16 protein-coding genes, 1 tRNA gene and 1 pseudogene are annotated in these 19,440 nt (G+C 65.3%); 12 read left to right on the top strand and 6 right to left on the bottom strand.

What is annotated here, in order from left to right:
• The first annotated feature begins 183 nt into the window (after positions 1 to 183).
• The 3 genes from K408_RS0105330 (at position 184) to recG (ending at position 4,233) form a co-directional block, all read left to right on the top strand.
• On the top strand, positions 184 to 1,377 hold the full coding sequence (locus K408_RS0105330; RefSeq protein WP_024341915.1) for an RNA ligase RtcB family protein: 1,194 nt from the start codon (positions 184 to 186) through the stop codon (positions 1,375 to 1,377).
• Entirely contained in the window at positions 1,374 to 2,006 is a 633-nt protein-coding gene (prfH, locus tag K408_RS0105325) for a peptide chain release factor H (protein ID WP_024341916.1), read from the top strand. Before K408_RS0105330 ends, prfH begins: the two co-directional genes overlap by 4 nt.
• Before the next feature lie 118 nt (positions 2,007 to 2,124).
• Positions 2,125 to 4,233 carry an ATP-dependent DNA helicase RecG gene (recG, locus tag K408_RS0105320; RefSeq protein ID WP_024341917.1) on the top strand — a complete coding sequence of 703 codons (2,109 nt, stop codon included), beginning with the start codon at positions 2,125 to 2,127 and terminating at the stop codon, positions 4,231 to 4,233.
• Between the two features lie 152 nt (positions 4,234 to 4,385).
• Here the strand turns inward: recG and K408_RS0105315 are convergent, their stop codons facing one another.
• The 3 genes from K408_RS0105315 to glmS all read right to left on the bottom strand — a co-directional run bounded on the left by K408_RS0105315 (position 4,386) and on the right by glmS (position 8,045).
• Positions 4,386 to 5,255 (bottom strand): NAD(P)-dependent oxidoreductase, encoded by an 870-nt coding sequence (locus K408_RS0105315; RefSeq protein ID WP_028145805.1) that lies wholly within the window; start codon positions 5,253 to 5,255, stop codon positions 4,386 to 4,388.
• A 103-nt stretch (positions 5,256 to 5,358) separates the two neighbouring features.
• Positions 5,359 to 6,129, bottom strand: coding sequence for a DUF502 domain-containing protein (locus K408_RS0105310; RefSeq protein WP_024341919.1), 771 nt, complete (start codon positions 6,127 to 6,129; stop codon positions 5,359 to 5,361).
• 89 nt (positions 6,130 to 6,218) lie between these two features.
• Positions 6,219 to 8,045 carry a glutamine--fructose-6-phosphate transaminase (isomerizing) gene (gene glmS / locus K408_RS0105305; protein ID WP_024341920.1) on the bottom strand — a complete coding sequence of 609 codons (1,827 nt, stop codon included), beginning with the start codon at positions 8,043 to 8,045 and terminating at the stop codon, positions 6,219 to 6,221.
• Positions 8,046 to 8,266: 221 nt separating this feature from the next.
• On the opposite strand from glmS, the gene K408_RS0105300 reads away from it, so the two are divergent.
• Complete coding sequence (locus K408_RS0105300) at positions 8,267 to 8,485, top strand: hypothetical protein (RefSeq protein ID WP_024341921.1); 219 nt, start codon at positions 8,267 to 8,269, stop codon at positions 8,483 to 8,485.
• Between the two features lie 6 nt (positions 8,486 to 8,491).
• Here the strand turns inward: K408_RS0105300 and glmU are convergent, their stop codons facing one another.
• The gene (gene glmU / locus K408_RS0105295; RefSeq protein ID WP_024341922.1) at positions 8,492 to 9,847 is read right to left on the bottom strand and encodes a bifunctional UDP-N-acetylglucosamine diphosphorylase/glucosamine-1-phosphate N-acetyltransferase GlmU; all 1,356 of its coding nucleotides are present in this window, start codon (positions 9,845 to 9,847) and stop codon (positions 8,492 to 8,494) included.
• Between the two features lie 170 nt (positions 9,848 to 10,017).
• On the opposite strand from glmU, the gene K408_RS0105290 reads away from it, so the two are divergent.
• Positions 10,018 to 11,376, top strand: coding sequence for a hypothetical protein (locus tag K408_RS0105290; RefSeq protein WP_024341923.1), 1,359 nt, complete (start codon positions 10,018 to 10,020; stop codon positions 11,374 to 11,376).
• Positions 11,377 to 11,508: 132 nt separating this feature from the next.
• On the top strand, positions 11,509 to 11,949 hold the full coding sequence (locus K408_RS0105285; protein WP_024341924.1) for an MgtC/SapB family protein: 441 nt from the start codon (positions 11,509 to 11,511) through the stop codon (positions 11,947 to 11,949).
• Positions 11,950 to 12,052: 103 nt separating this feature from the next.
• On the opposite strand, the gene K408_RS41900 is transcribed toward K408_RS0105285, so the two are convergent.
• Positions 12,053 to 12,199, bottom strand: a complete 147-nt coding sequence (locus K408_RS41900; RefSeq protein ID WP_155248678.1) for a hypothetical protein — start codon at positions 12,197 to 12,199, stop codon at positions 12,053 to 12,055.
• Between the two features lie 164 nt (positions 12,200 to 12,363).
• On the opposite strand from K408_RS41900, the gene K408_RS0105275 reads away from it, so the two are divergent.
• Positions 12,364 to 12,744: a hypothetical protein gene (locus tag K408_RS0105275; protein ID WP_024341925.1), complete on the top strand. Its 381-nt coding sequence runs from the start codon at positions 12,364 to 12,366 to the stop codon at positions 12,742 to 12,744.
• Here the strand turns inward: K408_RS0105275 and K408_RS0105270 are convergent.
• Complete coding sequence (locus K408_RS0105270) at positions 12,704 to 14,263, bottom strand: glycoside hydrolase family 17 protein (RefSeq protein ID WP_024341926.1); 1,560 nt, start codon at positions 14,261 to 14,263, stop codon at positions 12,704 to 12,706. The two genes, K408_RS0105275 and K408_RS0105270, sit on opposite strands and share 41 nt — an antisense overlap.
• A gap of 343 nt (positions 14,264 to 14,606) precedes the next feature.
• Between K408_RS0105270 and K408_RS0105265 the strand changes: the two genes are divergently transcribed.
• From K408_RS0105265 to K408_RS0105245, 5 genes and pseudogenes are all read left to right on the top strand, one after another.
• Positions 14,607 to 15,197 carry a hypothetical protein gene (locus tag K408_RS0105265; protein ID WP_024341927.1) on the top strand — a complete coding sequence of 197 codons (591 nt, stop codon included), beginning with the start codon at positions 14,607 to 14,609 and terminating at the stop codon, positions 15,195 to 15,197.
• Between the two features lie 229 nt (positions 15,198 to 15,426).
• A complete protein-coding gene (locus tag K408_RS0105260; protein WP_024341928.1) occupies positions 15,427 to 18,093 on the top strand; it encodes a glycosyltransferase in 2,667 nt (888 codons plus the stop codon).
• A 368-nt stretch (positions 18,094 to 18,461) separates the two neighbouring features.
• A tRNA-Lys gene (locus tag K408_RS0105255) sits at positions 18,462 to 18,537 on the top strand.
• A gap of 158 nt (positions 18,538 to 18,695) precedes the next feature.
• Positions 18,696 to 19,109, top strand: coding sequence for a hypothetical protein (locus K408_RS0105250; RefSeq protein ID WP_024341929.1), 414 nt, complete (start codon positions 18,696 to 18,698; stop codon positions 19,107 to 19,109).
• Positions 19,110 to 19,157: 48 nt separating this feature from the next.
• Positions 19,158 to 19,440, top strand: a pseudogene (locus K408_RS0105245) (transposase); the annotation flags it as partial.

The raw sequence follows: 19,440 nt of genomic DNA, 5'->3' as shown, positions 1-19,440 counted from the left end.
GTGTCTCCCCCGATCCGGCGCCCATTTGGCGCGATCATCAGGGAGAAGGCTCGATGACGATCATGTCTCGCCGCCCCGTCGAGGGCATCGCCTAAACTGCGCGTGCGCTGGCCGCGCGGTTAGGGAAATCATGCGCATTCCCTTGCGCGTGCCGACGATCCCTATCTGCTGAGAGCTTTCTCAATGGGCAATTCTGCCAACGTGGACGGCCGCGCGCCGATCCACATCTTCGCCTCGTCCAATTCATGGATCGAAGGCAACGCAACACTACAACTGGAACACGTCGCTGGGCTACCTGGAGTCCGGACGGTCGCTGCCATGCCCGATCTGCATCCGGGCAAATATGGCCCCGTCGGTTGCGCCATTCTGTCGGACCGAATTTATCCGCAGCTGGTCGGCTCCGACATCGGCTGCGGCATGGGCCTCTTCGAGCTGGACATCGCGGCACGCAAGCTGCGGCTCGATCATCTGGCCGAACGCATGCATGCGCTCGACCGGCCCTGGGATGGCGGCGTGGAAACCGAATTGGCCGACGCGGGCATTGGCGCGAGCATATTCGATGCCGCGCTCGGCAGCATTGGTGGCGGCAACCATTTCTGCGAAGTCCAAGCGATCGACGAGATCCTCGCGCCTGAGGCGGCCGCGCGGGCCGGCCTCGACCGGAACCTTGCCTATGTCCTGGTCCATTCCGGCTCCCGGGGCCTTGGCTTCTCGATCCTGGAGCAGGCTCTGCGTGATGGACCAGATGCGCTCCCCATCGGAAGCGACCGGGGACAAGCCTATCTGGCGGCGCACGATCACGCCGTGCAATGGGCAAGACTCAATCGTCGCATCATTGCTGAGCGGACAGGAGTGGCAGCACGCGCGAGCCTGCGCCCCATCAGCGACCTCGCGCACAACATGATCGAGCAACAGGCTGACGCAACTGGCGAGGCCCTGGCGCTACATCGCAAGGGAGTCGCCCCCGCAGATCGCGGCCTGGTGCCGGTGCCGGGATCGCGCGGAACGCTGTCCTATCTGGTCGAGCCACTGGCGGAGATGCCGGGCGATGCACTTGCTTCGCTCGCACACGGTGCCGGCCGCAAGTACGATCGCGCCTCCATGCACGGGCGCGTTCGGGTCAAGAAGTCCGATGTCGCACGGCTGGAGCGCAATCCCTTCGGCGGCATCGTCGTCTGCGGCGATCGCGGCCTGCTCGCCGAGGAGGCGCCCGACGCCTACAAGAGCATCGAGCGCGTCATCGCCGACCTCGTGGAGTTCGGCCTCGCGCGCGTCGTGGCGACCTTCCGGCCGCTGCTGACCTTCAAGAGGGCGCAGTCGAGCGTCGCGGTGCGGGACGCCAGGCGCGGCAAGCGCTGGAAGGAGGATCGCCGATGATCCGGCTCCTGTTGACCAGCGGGCGCGGTCCGGGGGAATGCCGGATCGCTGTTGCGAAGACGGCGGCTCTCCTCATTGCCGAGGCGACCGCGCTCGGTCTCGACACCGACTATCTGGAGGGACCAAATCCGGACGCGCATGGTCCGGCATCGGCCATCGTCGTCGTCCACGGCGATCCCGCGGCCGCCTTCGCCAGTCCGTGGATCGGTGTGATCCAATGGACGGCGCAGAGTCCGTTGAGGCCCCATCACAAGAGAAAGAACTGGTTCATCGGCATCTTCGAGCTGCCACCGCTGCCTGACGTACCGAAGGCCATCGACGCCCAGGACGTACGCTTCGAAGCGTTCCGGGCCGGCGGCCCCGGTGGCCAGCACCAGAACAAGACCGAGAGTGCGGTGCGGGCCATTCACGTTCCGAGCGGCCTTTCCGTCGTCGCGCGCGAGGAACGTTCGCAACATCGGAACAAGGCGCTGGCGCTGGACCGGCTGGCTGGGCTGCTCAGGCTGCAAGCGGAGTTGACGGCGATCGCGGCCCGAAACGAAGCTCATGCAGCCCACGATCAGCTCGAACGTGGCCGGCCGGTCAAGCGGTTCAAAGGCGCGAATTTTCAAGCCGTCTGGCAGCGTTGAGTCCGGGTTGGCCTTAGGCCGATCCGGACGTTCCGCATCATTGTCGGGACGGAACAAAGCCATAGACGTCTTGCACAAAACCGGCCATCACGGCCGCAAACGGTCTTAGTTTGCACCAATGCGCCCCAGCCTGCTCAACCCGCTGTTTGCTCCCGTGACCAGCCTGCCCGGGGTCGGTCCCAAGCAGGACAAGCTGCTGCAATATCTGCTCAGCCGGAGCGAGACGCCGCGGCTGGTGGATCTGCTGCTGCATCTGCCGAGCCAGGTCATCGATCGCCGGGCCCGGCCGAAGGTGCGCGACGCCGCCGTCGGAACCATGGTGACGCTGGAGGTCACCGTCGATCGCCACCGCCCGCCCCCGCCGCGCAACGCGCGCGCGCCCTATCTGGTCTATGCCAGCGACGATACCGGCGACGTCGTGCTGACCTTCTTCCGCGCCAAGCCGGGCTATGTCGAGAAGCTTCTGCCGGTCGGCGAGAAGCGCTTCGTCTCGGGCACGCTGCAGATGTATGACGGCATCCCGCAGATCGTGCATCCCGACCGCGTGCTCGACGAGGAGGCGATTGCAAAGCTCTCCGGCATCGACCCCGTCTATCCCCTGACCGAAGGACTTGCGCTCGGCTCTCTGCGCCGCGCGATCGGCCAGGCGCTGCAAAAGCTGCCGGCGCTGCCCGAATGGATCAGCCCGGAGGTGATGCGCCGCTGCAATTTCCCGCCTGTTGCGGAAGCGCTCACCCGCGTGCACCAGCCGGCCGAGCTCACCGACATCCTGCCGGACCAGCCGTTCTGGTCGCGCCTCGCCTTCGACGAGCTGCTGGCCGGCCAGCTCGCGCTCGCCCTGATTCGCGCGCAGTTGCGCCGTCCCGCCGGCGTGCGCAACGCCGGCGACGGACACCTGCGCAACAAGATCATCGACGCCCTGCCCTACGCGCTCACGCCCTCGCAACGCAGCGCCGCCGCGGCCATTGCGGAGGACCTGAAGCAGCCCGTGCGCATGCTCCGCCTGCTCCAGGGCGACGTCGGCTCCGGCAAGACCGTGGTCGCGCTGCTGGCCGCCGCCGCGGTCGCCGAAGCCGGGAAGCAGGCCGCGCTGATGGCGCCCACCGAAATCCTGGCGCGACAGCACGTCAAGACCATCGCCCCGCTCGCCGAGCGCGCCGGCATGCGGGTTGCGATCCTCACCGGCCGGGAAAAGGGCAAGGAGCGGCGCGAGATCATCACGCAGCTCGCCGACGGCGAGATCGACCTGCTCGTCGGCACCCACGCCCTGATCCAGGACGATGTGATCTTCAGGGATCTCGCCCTCGCCATCGTCGACGAGCAGCATCGCTTCGGCGTGCGCGAACGCCTCGCGCTGACATCGAAGGGCGAAGCCGTCGACGTGCTGGTGCTCAGCGCCACCCCGATCCCGCGCACGCTGGTGCTGACCTATTTCGGCGACATGGACATCTCGGAGTTGCGCGAGAAGCCGGCCGGCCGCCAGCCCGTCGACACCCGCGCCGTCGCCATGAGCCGGCTTGGCGAGGTCATGGACGGTGTTGGCCGCGCTTTGCAATCGGGAAAACTGGTCTACTGGATTTGCCCGCTGGTGGAAGAGTCCGAGGCGGAAGGCACCGAGCATCTCACCAACGCGACCAAACGTTTCGAGAGCCTGCAAAAGCGCTTCGGCGAACGCGTCGGTCTCGTGCACGGCCAGATGAAGGGCACGGAGAAGGACCGCGTGATGGGCCAGTTCGCCGCCCACGAGATCGGGCTCCTGGTCGCGACCACCGTGGTCGAGGTCGGCGTCGACGTGCCGGCCGCGACCATCATGGTGATCGAGAATGCGGAGCGCTTTGGGCTTGCGCAGCTGCATCAGCTGCGCGGCCGCATTGGCCGCGGCTCGGAGGCGTCGACTTGCATCCTGCTCTACAGCGAGCCGCTCGGCGAGATGTCGAAAGCCCGGCTCAAGGTGATCCGCGAAACCACCGACGGTTTCCGCATCGCCGAGGAAGACTTGAAGCTGCGCGGCGAAGGCGACGTCTTGGGCGTGCGCCAGAGCGGCCTGCCCGGCTACCGCATCGCGCGCCCGGAGGTGCACGGCCAGCTGATCGCCCAGGCTCGAGACGAAGCGCTACGCATCCTGAAGGACGACCCGAAGCTCAAGGGCGAGCGCGGCGAGGCGCTGCGGTGCCTGCTGTATTTGTACGAGCGAGACGAGGCGATCCCGCTGATCGGCGCGGGCTAGCCGTTGGACACGCTGTCTCCTCCCTCGTCATCGCGAGGAGCGAAGCGAAGAAGCAATCCAGGACTACTGCGGGGGCTCTGGACCGCTTCGCTGCGCTCGCAATGATGTTGTGAATACAGCGCGACAATCTCGGCCAAAGTGCATGCTGACGATCAGGCCCCCGTTTGCGCGACGCGCGCAGCAAAAGCCCTCATCAGCTCCGCGTCCGCCCCCTCGCCCTTCGCATCTTCGGCCAGATGCTCGAACCAGCGCGCGAAGCCCTCGTAGATCTGGCTGGCCGGGTGATCGGGCCCGAGGAAACCGGAAATCTCCCGCATCTCCGCGACCCAGCGATACGCTTTCGGAATCATGTCGGGCAACGCCACTTCGAGCCGCGCCAGAATCGCGGGCTGGCTCAGTGCCAGTTCGTCGCGGAGCGCATCGGCCGCACCCGCTTTCGTTGCCGCGATCACCATGGCCGAGCCGATCCCGGCGAGGCCCTTGACGATGCCCGCATACGACATTTTCAAGGCCGACGCCGCGCCGACCGGGCCCTCAATGATCCGCACGTCGAGGCCGAGATCCTTCAGCACCATGACGTCCCTGGCGTGCTCACCGGACATGTAGAAGGCCGGGCTCTTGCCACCTGGCTGCGGCGGAAAACCGATGATGCCGCCATCGACGAACGGTGCCTGCGCAGAGGCGATGATCTCGCCGATCCGCCGCACAGTCTCGACATTGACCGCGTTGCAGTCGACGACGATGGGCTTGTGGGCACGCGTGGAGATCAGCGCGGCCAGCCGTTCTGCCAGCGCGACCGCTTCACTGGGCGGCACGATCGAGAGGATGATGTCGGCCTCCGCAATCGCGTCGTCCTTGGCGCCGACCATGCCGGCGTCCACCGCCCGCTTCAGGGTCGCCTCACTGCGCCCCTGCAACGATGTCAGCACGCGTGCGCCGTTCTCGCTGAGCCGGCGCGCCACCGCGCTGCCCATCGCACCGGGGGCGAGGATGGCAATGGTCTTTGACGTCATCTTCGACATCGTGCACTCCAGCTCAATTCCGAGCGACACGCCCGGCTGAGCGGAGACTAGCAGAGGATGCGATCACCGGCGTGAAGGGGGCCCATCCCGCGCGGGAATGGCCCTACTCCACTTTCGCAGGCTCCGGCTTGAGCGTCGAGGCGTTTGCAATGCGCGCGGCGTTTGCCACGCCGGCGAGCGCCGCCGCCTTCTTCGAATCGGGCGTCGAGCCCGGCTGCACCACGCCTGCCGACATGATGAGCGTCGCGGCCTCCTCCGCGGTGAGGTCGACCTCGATGATCTTGCTCTTGGGGACGTAGAAAAAGAAGCCCGTGGTCGGGTTCGGCGAGCACGGCAGGAACACCGAAACGTGCTCTTCCTGCCCTGGCAGGCTGCGCGCGATGTCCTCGTTCGGCGATTGCGAGATCAGCACGATCGACCACATGCCGGGCGACGGAAACTCGACCAGGCCGACCTTGCGGAAGCTCGAGCCCTTGCCCGAGAACAACGTCTCGAACACCTGCTTGAGGCCGCGATAGATCGCGCGGACGGCCGGGATCCGCCCTAGGAACGTCTCGCCGACGTCGACCAGCGTGCGGCCGATCAAATTGGCCGCGAGGAAACCGACCAGCGTCAGCGTAAAGAATGCGACAATCAGTCCCCAGCCGGGAATGACGTAGGGCAGATAGGTTTCCGGCCGGTAGGCCAGCGGCACGAACGGCCGCACCACGCCGTCGACCCAGGTGACGAACCACCAGACGAGATAGAGCGTGATCGCGATCGGCCCCGTGACGACGAGGCCGGTGAGGAAATAGTTGCGGAAGCGGCCCATCAGGCCGGTATGCGGTTCCGGGACGGGATCAAGAGGCGCAGGCGCGTCGTCGCGGGGGGTCATTCGGGTTCCAAGTCGGTCGCAGCACACAAGCTAGGGTCTTCTAGCAGGTTTTGGAAGACCACGAACCGACCGTCCGATATCCCTACTGCCTATTCCACGGTCACAGATTTCGCGAGATTGCGCGGCTGGTCGACGTCGGTGCCCATGACGACAGCCGTGTGATAGGCGAGCAGCTGCACGGGAACGGCGTAGACCATCGGCGTGAACGCCGCCGCCATGTCCGGCATGACGATGGTGACAAGGGACTCGACCGTCGCCTCTGCCGCGCCCTTGGCGTCCGTCATCAGGATGATGTTGCCGCCGCGCGCGGCGACCTCCTGCATGTTGGACACCGTCTTCTCGAACACGCGGTCGTGGGGCGCGATGACGACGACCGGCATGGTCTCGTCGATCAGCGCGATCGGCCCGTGCTTGAGCTCGCCGGCGGCATAGCCTTCGGCGTGGATGTAGGAGATCTCCTTCAGCTTCAGCGCACCTTCGAGCGCCAGCGGGAAGCTGGTGCCGCGGCCGAGATAGAGCACGTCGCGGGATTTGGCGATCCGGTGCGCGAGCTTTTCGATCTGGGGCTCGCTGGTGAGCGCATCCGCCATCAGGCGCGGGACTTCAACGAGGCCATGGACCAGCTTGGTCTCGTCCTCCTCGGACAATTCACCTCTGGCCTTGCCGGCCGCGATCGCAAGGCTGGCCAGCACCATGAGCTGACAGGTGAAGGCCTTGGTCGAGGCGACGCCGATCTCGGGTCCCGCGAGCGTCTGCAGCACCGTCTCGCTCTCGCGCGCGATCGTCGAGGTCGGCACATTGACGACGGCGACCGTGTGCACGCCTTCCGCCTTGGCGTAGCGCAGCGCCGCCAGCGTGTCGGCGGTCTCGCCGGATTGCGAGATGAAGATGGCGAGATCGCCCTTGCGCAAGGGTGCCTCGCGGTAGCGGAACTCGGAGGCGACGTCGACTTCGACCGGCAGGCGCGCGAAGCGCTCGAACCAGTATTTTGCGACGAAGCCGGCATAGCTAGCAGTGCCGCAGGCGGTGATGTTGATGCGGCGAATGTCGTTGAAATCGAACGGCAGGTTCACGGGCAGCGCAACGCGCTCGGTCGCCATGTCGACGTAGCGTGCCAGCGTGTGACCGACCACTTCCGGCTGCTCGTGGATCTCCTTGGCCATGAAGTGGCGGTAATTGGCCTTGTCGACCAGCGACGTCGATGCCGCGTGCCTGATCTTGTCGCGCTGGACGGCGTAGCCGTCCTTGTCGTAGATCGTCGCGCTCTTGCGCGTCAGCACCACCCAGTCGCCATCTTCGAGATAGCTGATCGTGTCGGTGAACGGGCCGAGCGCGATGGCGTCGGAGCCGAGATACATCTCGCCGTCGCCATAACCGATCGCGAGCGGCGGTCCGTTGCGGGCGCCGATCATGAGGTCGTCGTCGCCGGCGAATATGAAGCCGAGCGCGAAGGCGCCGCGCAGGCGCGCCAGCGTCAGCTTGACGGCTTCCACCGGCTTGTTGCCGCGCGCGAGCAGATCGTCGACGAGGTGCAGCACGATTTCGGTATCGGTCTCGGTGTGGAACACCGTTCCCTTCCTCTCGAGCTCCTCGCGCAGCTCGCGGAAATTCTCGATGATGCCATTGTGGACCACGGCGACGCGCTCTGTCGCGTGCGGATGGGCGTTGTTGACGGTCGGCTTGCCGTGGGTGGCCCAGCGCGTGTGACCGATCCCGGTCGTGCCCTTCAAGGGCTCGGCTTCCAGCCGCTTCTCCAGGTTCTTCAGCTTGCCTTCGGCGCGGCGGCGCTCCAGGTGCCTGCCCTCGAGCGTGGCGACGCCCGCGGAATCGTAACCGCGATATTCAAGACGTTTGAGCGAATCCACCAATTGCTCTGCAACCGGCTCGCGCCCGAGAATGCCGACAATCCCGCACATGCGGTTCACTATCCCCCAAATCGTCGAAAAATCGCCTAAACGACGCGCTCGTTTTTTAGCGAGATTCCCAGCGAACCAGATACTCAATAATTATTGCCGATTGAGACAGCACTGGATCGCGATCTGAGCTTCGCCTGCGTCGAATTGGCCGACCTTAAACCGCGTGCGTTAACTCGTTGTCAACGAATTTGGCCAACGCTTCCGATGAGGAGAACAAGGCCATGAAAGGCTCGTCCGACCGCAAAGGTCTGTCTTCGATGTCGGTGCGCGCAAGCGAGACCACGGGCACGCACCTTGCGCATTGGCCGCCGCCGCAGCGCGGTAAGGAAAGCAAGCCCGTCTTCATGAAGCATCCGGAAGGCGAGCCGGTGAAGCGCGCCAAGCCGCGCGGCTGGCGCCTGACCCGTGCGATCTTCTCCGAATTCGCCGACGAAGAATAGCGCCGCTCACTTCTCCGGCTTCTTGCCGCCCGTCTTCATCTCGCGATAGCGCGCAGCGCCGCCTTCCCGGATGGTCTGCTGGTTGCGCTCCAGGGCCATGGCGTCGTCAGGGACATCCTTCGTGATCACCGAGCCCGAGCCGATATAGGCGCCGTTGCCGATCGTCACCGGCGCGACCAGCGAGGAATTGGTGCCGACAAAGGCGCCCTGCCCGATGACCGTCTTGTGCTTCTTGAAGCCGTCATAGTTGCAGGTGATGGTGCCGGCGCCGATGTTCGAGTTGGCGCCGACGGTGGCATCGCCGATGTAGGAGAGATGGTTGACCTTGACGCCGGCCTCCAGCGTCGCCGCCTTGGTCTCCACGAAATTGCCGATGCGCGCGCCGTCGCCCAGCGAGGTGCCGGGCCGAAGCCGCGCATAGGGGCCGATCGAGACCTTCTTTCCGAGCGTCGTCTGCACGATGTGCGAGAAGGAGTGGATCACCGCGCCGTCCGCGATCGACACGCCGGGGCCGATCACCACAAACGGCTCGATGGTGACGTCCTTGCCGAACACAGTGTCGGCGGACAGATACACCGTCTCGGGGGCGATCAGCGTCACGCCGGCCTCCATCGCCGCCTTGCGCAAGCGCGCCTGCAGCACGCTTTCCGCTTCCGCGAGCTGCGCCTTGGTGTTGATCCCGCGCACCTCGTCCTCTCCGGTCTCGATCACCACGGACTCCCATCCTTGCCTGCGGACGATCTCGACCGCGTCGGTCAGATAATATTCGCCCTTGGAATTCGCATTCCCGATCTTGTCCAGGATCGCAAGCGCCCGGCGCCCGTCGATCGCCATGACGCCGGCATTGCACAGATCGATCCTGCGCTCCGCTTCGCTGGCGTCGGCCTGTTCGCGGATCGCGACCAGGCGGTCGCCCTCGACGATGAAGCGGCCATAGCCGGTCGGATCGGCGGCGCGAAAGCCGAGCGCGGCGATGGCGGCGCCTCTGGCGAGCGGCGCGCGCAGCCGCGCAAAGGTCTCGGCCGAGATCAGCGGCGTGTCGCCGAAGGCGACGAGGAGATCGTCGACGCCCCGCGCGATCGCTTCGCGCGCCGCCAGCACCGCATGCGCGGTGCCCAGCCGCTCGGCCTGCACGAAGGTCATCGCGTCGGGGCGGATGCGTTTGGCCTCGTCCGCGACCGCCTGATGATCCGGTCCGATCACGACGGCGAGCGAGGTGCCGGTTCCCCTGGGAGCGGCGGCCAGCACATGGGCGAGCAGGCTCTGATGCGCGACCGGATGCAGCACTTTCGGCAGGCTCGATCGCATGCGCGTGCCTTCGCCGGCGGCGAGCACGATCGTGAGGCTGGAACGGGCGGTCATCGAAATCCTGTCAGATATGGCCGAATCGTTTGGCGCGACGGGCAGCGAGCGCCCTCGGGGAAGCTATCGCTACCCCCGCAAACGCCCGGAATTCAAGTGCGGCACGCTTTTCCTGTTAATGTTCCCTGATTGATTCGGGGAAGCCGGACAGGGCTGGGCATTTAACGTTCATGGCAAAGGATTCCGACCCACTGGCGGACGCCTTCGGCGCCAAGGAGACCGGCGGCCTGTTCTCCGGACTTCTGGCCGAGGAAAGCGCGTTCGACCGGCGCTTGATGTGGCGGCTGGGCTCGTGGGGCGTCGCCGCAGTGGGGGCCGTCGTCGTCGCCGTCATGGCCAACCAGGCCCAGCTCGGCTGGCGGCGCGACCAGGTGGCGTCCGCAGATCTCGCGCGCCAGGCCGATCGGTTGCAGATGCTGAGCAAGGAAAGCCAGAACGAGGCCCGCCGCCTCGCCGCCGCCATCGAGACGCTGAACACCGATCGCGACCGGCTGTATTCGCGCGTCACCGTGCTGGAGCAAGGGCTCGATTCCGTCACCGGTGCCATTGCCAAGCAGGCCGCTGCGCCGGCGCAGGGCACGAAGCCGCAGGACGCAACACCCGTGGCCGCAGCTCCCAGCGTCGCACCGGTCGCCTCGACGCCAACGCCGCCGAGCGAGAAGCCGCGGACCGAGGCGGCCAAGGATGCGCAGAAGGAAACCTTGCAGAAGGAAACCGCGAAGGAGCCCGCGAGCGCACCGCCGCAGACCGCTGCCGCAGCCTCGCTCATGCAACAATCGCCGGCGAACAATTCGGCGCTGCCGACCATTCCGCTGGTGCCGTCCAAGTCGATCATGGCACCGCCGGATCCCGCCGCACCGAAGCTCATTCAGCATGACGCCGCCGAGAAGAAGGCCGAGCCGCCCGCGGCGGCCGAGGTCGTGGCGGCAACAACAAAGCCGTCCGATGCAGCCGAGAGCGAATCCCCTGCCATCGCGGTTCAGCAGACCCGCTTTGCCATCGATCTCGGCGGAGCCAACTCGGTCGACGGCCTGCGCGCGCTGTGGCGCGGCCTTACCAAGTCCAATCCGGAAATCGCAGCGCTGCGGCCGATCATCATGATCAAGGAAGGCACCACGGGCCTGGGAATGCAGCTTCGCCTCGGCGCCGGTCCCCTCGTCAACGCCGCCGTCGCAGCGAAATTCTGCGCAAGCCTCGCCGAGAACGACCGTCACTGCGAGACCACGATATTCGACGGCCAGCGCCTGTCGATGCGTGGCGGCCAGGACAAGGGACAGGACAAGGCGCAAGAGAAGACGCAGGAACGGGTTCAAGACAAGAGCGCGGAGAAGAACCCCGACGCGGTCCCGCAAGCCGAAACCGCACCCGCGAGCGCCAAGCCCGAGAAGCAGCAGCGCCGCCGCAGCTATCCATCGAAGCGCTCGAAGCGCGAGGAGCCCGCGCCCGCCCCGGCCGCGCAGCCTGCGCCCGCGCCGCCGAAACCGGAGGCATCGGCCGGATCGACGCTGTCGTCGTTCTTCAGGCGGTGATACTGATTTCCGTCGTGGACCTTGGGCATGCGACTATCGGACGCTTGGCCTGAGCCGCGCTTTCGCAGCAAGCTCGCGATCTTGTGCTTCGCATTCGAAGCGTCGTCCCTCCCGAAAGGCGCGCGAATCTTGATGAACGAACTGGATGATGTGCTGAGGCTGCTCGTCGCAGCGGCGACGGGGCTCCTCATCGGCATCGATCGCGATATGAACGACAAGCCGGTGGGAATGCGCACGCTGGCGCTGGTGGCTCTCGGCTCCGCGCTGGTGTCGATCTCCGTGATCGAGTTCCAGAACATGCGCGACCACCCGGATGCGATCTCCAGGGTCATTCAGGGCGTCGTGACCGGCGTGCTGAGCGGCGTCGGCTTCATCGGTGCGGGCGTCATCCTGCACGATCGCAAGTCGAAGACCGTTCATGGTCTCACCACGGCCGCGACGGTCTGGGTTGCGGCCGGCCTCGGCATTGCCTGCGCATTGGGAGCCTGGTTGCTCGTCGGCGCAGCCATCGCGGTGACGTTGCTGGTGCTGTTCGTTCTGGGCTGGGTCGAGCGCCGGCTGGGATTCAAATAGGTTTCGCCGAGGCTCGATCACTGAAACATACGAGCGCCGGCTCGCGGAGCAGAGCCGGAACACGCAAGGCCGAGCCTGATCGCGCTGGCGCGCGGGCGGCGATCTATTCCATGCGCGCCTTCTCTTTCAGATCCCGGATCCGCGTCTCGGCTTCGTCCTTTGACTGGACGATTTCCGACCAATCCTCCACCCGCGCTTCCTTGCTCAGCCTCTTGAGCTCGCTGAGCTGCTCCTGCGTTGGCTTGTCCATGCTCGATCCTCGACGGCAATTGCGTTGGGCCCCACAATGTGCAGAACCAGCCGGACGCTCGCCTGTTCCTGCATGATGCAGGGGCAGGCCGAATCGACGGAAACGTCACCTGCCGTGTCACCTGCCCTGTTGCCTGCCCGCGCCATCCCGACCATATTGCCGCCATGACAAAAAAGCCCTTCCGCCTCACGCCCTACCAGGTGCAGTTCCTGATCGTCGTCGGCTTCGCCTCCGTCGGCTATGCGCTCTATCTGCGGTACCTCGCGATCGAGCTGTCGCAGGTCGCGCTTGCCTGCGACGCCGGCCTTCAGACGCTGATCTGCAAGGGGCGTTCGGTTGCGACCGTTCTGTTCAAGAATTCGGTGTTCGGCATCGTCGCGCTGGTGGTGGCGACGCTGAACCTGATGCGTCCGTCGATCGTGCTGCTCACCGTCGGCATCATCGCCGCCGGCCTCGGCATCGTGCTCTACAACGTCGTGCTGTCGGGCCTCGCGATCGGCCTGCTCATTCTCGGCTTTGCTCGGCCCGCGCCCGCCACAGCGTGAGCGCGAACAACAGATAGATCGCGCAGGTCCACAGCGACTGCCAATTGTCGCGGCCTTCGTTGACCAGCACGTAAGCCGCCGAGAGCGCGAGCACGCCGGCGAACACCGCTTCCGCGATCGGACGCTGGCCGATCTGCGGCCGGTTCAACATCAGCAGAGCGAACGGCACCACGGCCATCGTCAGCGCGGCGTAGGGGAAATCCTTGTAGCGCGGGTCGAACACGAAGCCGAGCGCGGTCGCGGCCGCGATCACGGCCGTCACCGCCAGCGTCAGGCCGAGCACGGCGGTGAGCTTCGACCACTTCCGGCCCTCGCGCGGGCCGAGCAGATCGAGGAAGGTCGGAAGGCTGCGGCCGATCACCATCGCCTGCGCGCAGAAGATCGGCGACAGGATGCCGGCCAGCAGCAGCGCGCCCCAGAGCAGCCAGCCGCCGATGCCGTAGCTCTCGTAGTACATCTTGTCGATGCCGATCCCGAGCAGGATGCCGGCTGTGGTCGCCGAGATGCCGACGCCGAGCCAGGCCGCGAAGCGCGGCGTCCACGGCCGCCGGCGCAGCGTGATGAGCGCGACGGCGAACACCAGCACGGAAAGGCCCATGCCTGCGCCCATGTACCATTTCCAGAACGGGAAATTGCTGATCGGCTGTCCCGGCGGATATTTCAGCGTCCGGTGCACCGCGTCATACAGGCCCCAATAGCCGCCGACAGTGCCTTCCAGCTTGCGCTTCCAGGGCTGGTCGTAGGACTCGATCAGGTTGACTCGGAACTTCTGCGACTTGGCGAGGCTGAGAATTTCCGAGACGACGCGCGCCTGGTTGGTGCGCGACGGCAGCGCGCCGTCACGCATCCGGCCCTCGCTCGGCCAGCCTGTTTCGCCGATCAGGATCTCCTTGCCGGGAAACGCCACCGCCATCCGCTCGCGGATCGCCTGGACATGGGCGGAGGCGAATTTCGCCTTGATGGGGAAATCCTCCCAGTAGGGCAGGATGTGAATCGTGACGAAGTCGACGGCGTCATAGACTTCGCGGTTCTTCAGCCAGTACTCCCAGACGTCGGCATAGGTGACGGGCACGCTGACCTGCGTCTTCACCAGGCGGATGATCGAGACGAGGTCCGCCGTCGTCATCTCGCCACGCAGCAACACCTCGTTGCCGACGATGACGGACGTGATGATGTCGGGAAACTGCTTGGTGAGGCGGATGGCAAGGCCGGCCTGCTCATAGTTCTTGGTGCGATTGCTGGAGAGCCAGATGCCCTGGAGCACTTTCAGCCCGCCGACCTTGGCCGCGATCGCCGGCACCTGGTCGAGCCCGTTCTCCATCGAATAGGTGCGAACGCAGTCGGTGATTTCCTTGAGCTGGCGCAGGTCCTGCTCGATCTGCTCGGCCTCGATATGGGTCCAGGCTTCCAGCGGCGTCTGCTCGCCGCGGAACGGCGCATAGGAGACGCATTGGACCTTCTCGGCGGGATCGATCGGGGCGCGTGCGAGCGTGATTGGCGTCGCCAGCCACCACCACACGGCGGCAATCGCACCCAATGAAACGAGCAGAAGCGCCAATGGCGTACGAAGTGAAATCGGTTCCGTCCTCCGCGAAGGGTCCGTCGATTACCTGCTCGGGCGCCGTCTGCCAAGGGGGTGTCCGAATGCCGATCCTCACCGCGGATCCGCTCCTCCCCCGAAGGAAATTTCACCGCCGTCGTTCGAGCGCGGCCTAGCATCGTGACTTTGCTGGACAAAATTCGAAATACAGGTCATGGAATCGCAAAGCCTTTCTCGCCGCATTGGAGACCCATTTGGACGCCATCACCAACCCGTCCACGGGATCCTGACGCGGACGGCCAGCGGTTACATTGAGGAATTCATGCGGCAACGGGTGTTCGAGTCACGAAATGCGGTCCTGCGGCAGTTCGCCGCCACCTTGGCCGTCTCCTCCCTTCTCGTCATCGCCGGTCTCGGCAGCGCTTCCGCCCAGAGCGGCACACCGACCCCCGACCCGGGCAAGGCGGCTCAGCCCGCCGACGCCGCCAAGGACGCCGCCCAGAATCAGCGCCGCACCGACGAGTTCGCGGAAGCAGCCCATGTCATCAACGGCCCGGCCGGCAATCCCGAATGCGTCTGGCTCGGCCGCCGCGTGGTGCGCCTGATGTGGCGCGATGACCTCGATACCGCATTCCGCCACCTCGATCTCTACGACCGTTTCGGCTGTCCCGGTGGCCACATCCAGGCCGCCTTCCGTTGTCTGACCCGCTTCGGCGGCCAGATCGATCCCAAGGTCGCCGAGACCTTGGACAGCCGCGTGCACGCGTGCTGGATCAATCCGGCCGCTCAGCCTCAGCAGGCAGCGGCCGCGGCGTCCCAGCCCGCGGCGCCCGCAGCAGGCAGCTCCCCGGCACCGCAGCCGGCCGCCAGCCCCTCGCCTGCGGCAAGCCCGTCCCCGGCGCCCGCGAAATAGCTCGAGGTCTCAAATCGCTCTGGTCGTTTCAGCTGTCGTTCAGGAACGATCGGCCATAGAGACGGTTGGCACTGCCGCGCATCCCAAAAGGCATGCCCTCATAAGGACATGAGGCCATGACAGTTGTGAAACCACGCGGCAGAGGTATGCTCCATTTGCCGCGGACTCGGTCGGATCTCGGGGTCAGATCCGCTTCCCTGCCACCCCAGCCCCTTTTGGTTTAGCCGCGATGCGCGTTGTCGCCGCCGTTCTGTTGCTCGTGTCTGCGCTCCATGCAGGCGTCTGGGGAGTCTTGCGCGAGAAGGAACCCGCGCCCGACTTCAGGGGCCTGTTGCCCAGCGTGTCCTACGCGCCGTTCGAAGGCTCGGCGCACCCCGACATCGACAACATCCCGACCGTCGAGAAAATCCGCGCCGACCTGAAGACGCTGTCGACCATGACGCGCGCGATCCGCCTCTATTCGTCCACGGGCGGCGTGGAACTGGTGCCGCCGATCGCAGCCGAGTTCGGGCTCAAGGTCACCGTCGGCGCCTGGATCGACAAGGACACGGACCGCAACCAGCGCGAGATCAAGGCCGCCATCGAGCTCGCCCGCAAGAACAGCAACGTCGTCGGCGTCGTCGTCGGCAACGAGGTGATCTACCGCGGCGAGCAGAAGGTCGAAGATCTCATCGACATGATCAAGAAGGTGAAGAGCGCGGTCCGCGTGCCCGTCACCACCGGCGAGATCTGGAACATCTGGCGCGACAATCCCGACCTTGCGTCCAACGTCGATTTCATCGCCGCGCACGTGCTGCCCTACTGGGAGAACTTCCGCTCGGACCAGGCGGTCGACCAGGCCGTCGACCGCTACAACCTCCTGCGCAACCTGTTCCCCGGCAAGCGCATCGTGATCGCCGAGTTCGGCTGGCCGAGCCAGGGCTACAATCTGCGCAACGCCGATCCCGGCCCGTTCCAGCAGGCCCTCGTCCTGCGCAACTTCGTCACCCGCGCCGAAGCCATCGGCATGGAATACAACATCGTCGAAGCCATCGATCAGCCCTGGAAGTTCTTCGAAGGCGGCGTCGGCCCCTACTGGGGCGTCCTCAACGCCAGCCGCGAGCCGAAATTCGCCTGGACCGGCCCGGTGGAGAATCCCGATTACTGGAAGCTGATGGGCATCGCGCTCCTGGTCGGCATCCTGCTGTCGCTGCCGATCCTGCGGATCGAAAAGGCGACCGCGAAGCAGGCCTTCCTGCTCTCGGCCACCGCCAACGGCGTCGGCGCCTGGGCCGCGACCGTGTTCGCCTTCTGGAACAGCCACTATTTCATCTTCGGCTCGGCCTTCGCGCTGACGCTCGGCATGATCCTGCTCGTTCCGCTCGTGCTCATCGCGATGGCGCGCATCGACGAGATCGCAGCGGTGGCCTTCGGCCGGCCGCCGCAGCGGCTGCTCAGCAAGGGCAAGCCGGTCGAGAACGTGCCGGAGAATTACTGCCCGAAGGTCTCGATCCACATCCCCGCTTATTTCGAGCCGGTCGAGATGCTCAAGCAGACGCTGGATGCGCTGTCGCGGCTGAACTATCCGAACTACGAATGCGTGGTCATCATCAACAACACGCCGGATCCCGCCTTCTGGCAGCCGATCCAGGACCATTGCCGCGCGCTCGGTGAACGCTTCAAGTTCATCAACGCCGAGAAGGTGCAGGGCTTCAAGGCCGGTGCGCTGCGCATCGCGATGGACCGCACCGCGGCCGACGCCGAGATCATCGGCATCCTCGATGCCGACTATGTCGTCGAGCCGGACTGGCTCAAGGACCTCGTGCCCGCTTTCGCCGATCCGCGCGTCGGCCTCGTGCAGGCGCCGCAGGAGCATCGCGACGGCGATCTGTCGATCATGCACTACATCATGAACGGCGAATATGCCGGCTTCTTCGACATCGGCATGGTCCAGCGCAACGAGGCCAACGCCATCATCGTGCACGGCACGATGTGCCTGATCCGCCGCGCCGCGATGGACATGGCCGGGGGCTGGTCGAGCGACACGATCTGCGAGGACAGCGATCTCGGCCTTGCGATCCAGGAGCTCGGCTGGGTCACCCACTACACCAACACCCGGTACGGCGCCGGCCTGCTGCCCGACACCTACGAGGCCTTCAAGAAGCAGCGGCACCGGTGGGCCTATGGCGGCCTCCAGATCGTCAAGAAGCACTGGCGCCGCTTCCTGCCCGGCGCGAGCCGGCTCACGCCCGACCAGAAGCGCGAATACAGCCTCGGCTGGCTCAACTGGCTGGGCGCCGAAAGCCTCGGCGTGGTGGTGGCGCTGCTCAACCTCGTCTGGGTGCCGATCGTCGCCTTCGCCGACATCGCAATCCCCGACATGATCCTGACGCTGCCGATCATCGGCGCCTTCGTCGTCTCGCTGGTGCACTTCCTGTCGATGTACCGCGCCCGCGTCGCCATCAAGCCCGGCCAGATGCTGGGCGCCATGATCGCGGCGATGAGCGTGCAATGGACGGTGTCGCGCGCGGTGGCGCAGGGCCTCATCACCGAGCACATCGCCTTCGCCCGCACCTCCAAGGGCGGCCTCAGCCGGATGTCGATCGAGTTCCAGGCGTTCTGGGAAGCGGTGATCGGCACCCTGCTCCTGGTCGGCGCCGGCGTGCTGATCGCCACCAACAGCTACAAGCAGATCACCGAGATCTACGTCTTCGCCGGCGTCCTCGTGCTGCAGAGCCTGCCGTTCCTGGCCGCCGTCGCCATCGCCGTCCTCGAGCTCAGCCGCATCAACTCGTTCCAGTTCTGGCGCGACAGCGCCATCCGCACCGCCGAGCTGATCGGCCTGCGCCCGGTCGCTCTGCCGCCCGTGGGCGCGCCGCAAGCCGTGCCGACGGAGGTCCGCCGCGAGGCGAATTGAAGGACCCTCATGGTGAGGAGCCCGCCGCAGGCGGGCGTCCGGACGATGCTCCGCATCGCCGGGCGACCATGCAGACGCAGGTCGTCCGCCGACCTCCAACAGTTCGTGGACGGCGTCCCGCCAATCAGGTTGAGAATCACGGCTTAAGCCAAGGATTGCACGAACGAAACCCCGCCTCTGCGGCGATCTTCGGCAACCACCCGCGCTATTGACCTCCGCAGCCACTCCCCCTACACAGCGCGGGCCGAAGGCATGATCCGGAAACAGCCGGTTTTCCCCGCGACGCCATCTCAAGCGCAGCGGCAAGACATGCCTCTCGAATGTCCGATCACGATGGCCATCTCTTTCGAAGCCATCAGCGGCCATGGGAGCGCGTAGCTCAGCCGGTAGAGCACGTGACTTTTAATCACGGGGTCCTGGGTTCGAGCCCCAGCGCGCTCACCAAATTCTCATTTGAAGACAAATGGATGCCTATTCGCCTGGCGGAGGCTCGCCTAGCTGAGATTAGGTCTAGACTAGGTTCATTCCTGCATGCTGCTTGAATTCTCTCGATTGGAGAAGGATGCTGATGCACGGGAGAGTTGAACGTAAGGAGATGGACGTTGCAGCAGGCGCGCCCCCAGAACTTTTATATCTGCATCTATCTGAAAGACGGGAAGCCTATCGGTCATCGGGGAAGCTTCCGAAGGGAATTCCCGAACACGTTGCGCGACAAGAGCGGTGGCGCGGAGGACGCCAACAAGTCCTCACCTAGAATTAAGCGGTCAGGATATGACGCGATCTCGCAAGATTTCATTCACGCGATGATGGGCTACCTCGAGTACGTCCCACTCATCCTGAAGATGGCGCCGATGATATCCCATCAGATGGTCACAGCCTCGATGCAGCAATACCTTTCCGCCAACTGCTCGTCTTGCGAACGACTTGACGACCGCATCATTTACGATTTCCCCATCGAGAAATTCGCTAGCGTCGAACGCTTTCAGGAGAATCTAAAGGCCGTGACCTGCCCCTGAGTATTTCCTCCAGATGGAGTTAGAGTCCGGCCTGAAAAGGACGGACAGATGAAGCGAGCAAGGTTCACGGAAGAGCAGATTATCGCCGTGTTGAAGGAGCATGAGGCCGGGGCGAAGACGGCCGACCTGGCTCGCAAGCACGGGATTTCCGAGGCGACGATCTACAACTGGAAGGCCAAATTCGGCGGCATGGATGTCTCCGAGGCCAGGCGGTTGAAAGCGCTCGAGGAGGAGAACGCGAAGCTGAAGAAGCTGTTGGCCGAGCAGATGCTCGATGCGGCCGCGCTACGCGAGCTTCTTTCAAAAAAATGGTAGGGCCCGCCGCCAAACG

It is taken from the genome of Bradyrhizobium sp. in8p8 (assembly GCF_000426845.1).
GTDB lineage: Bacteria > Pseudomonadota > Alphaproteobacteria > Rhizobiales > Xanthobacteraceae > Bradyrhizobium > Bradyrhizobium japonicum_C.
The sequence above is the reverse complement of the archived record's forward strand: the minus strand, read 5'-3'. Positions and strand labels throughout refer to the sequence as shown.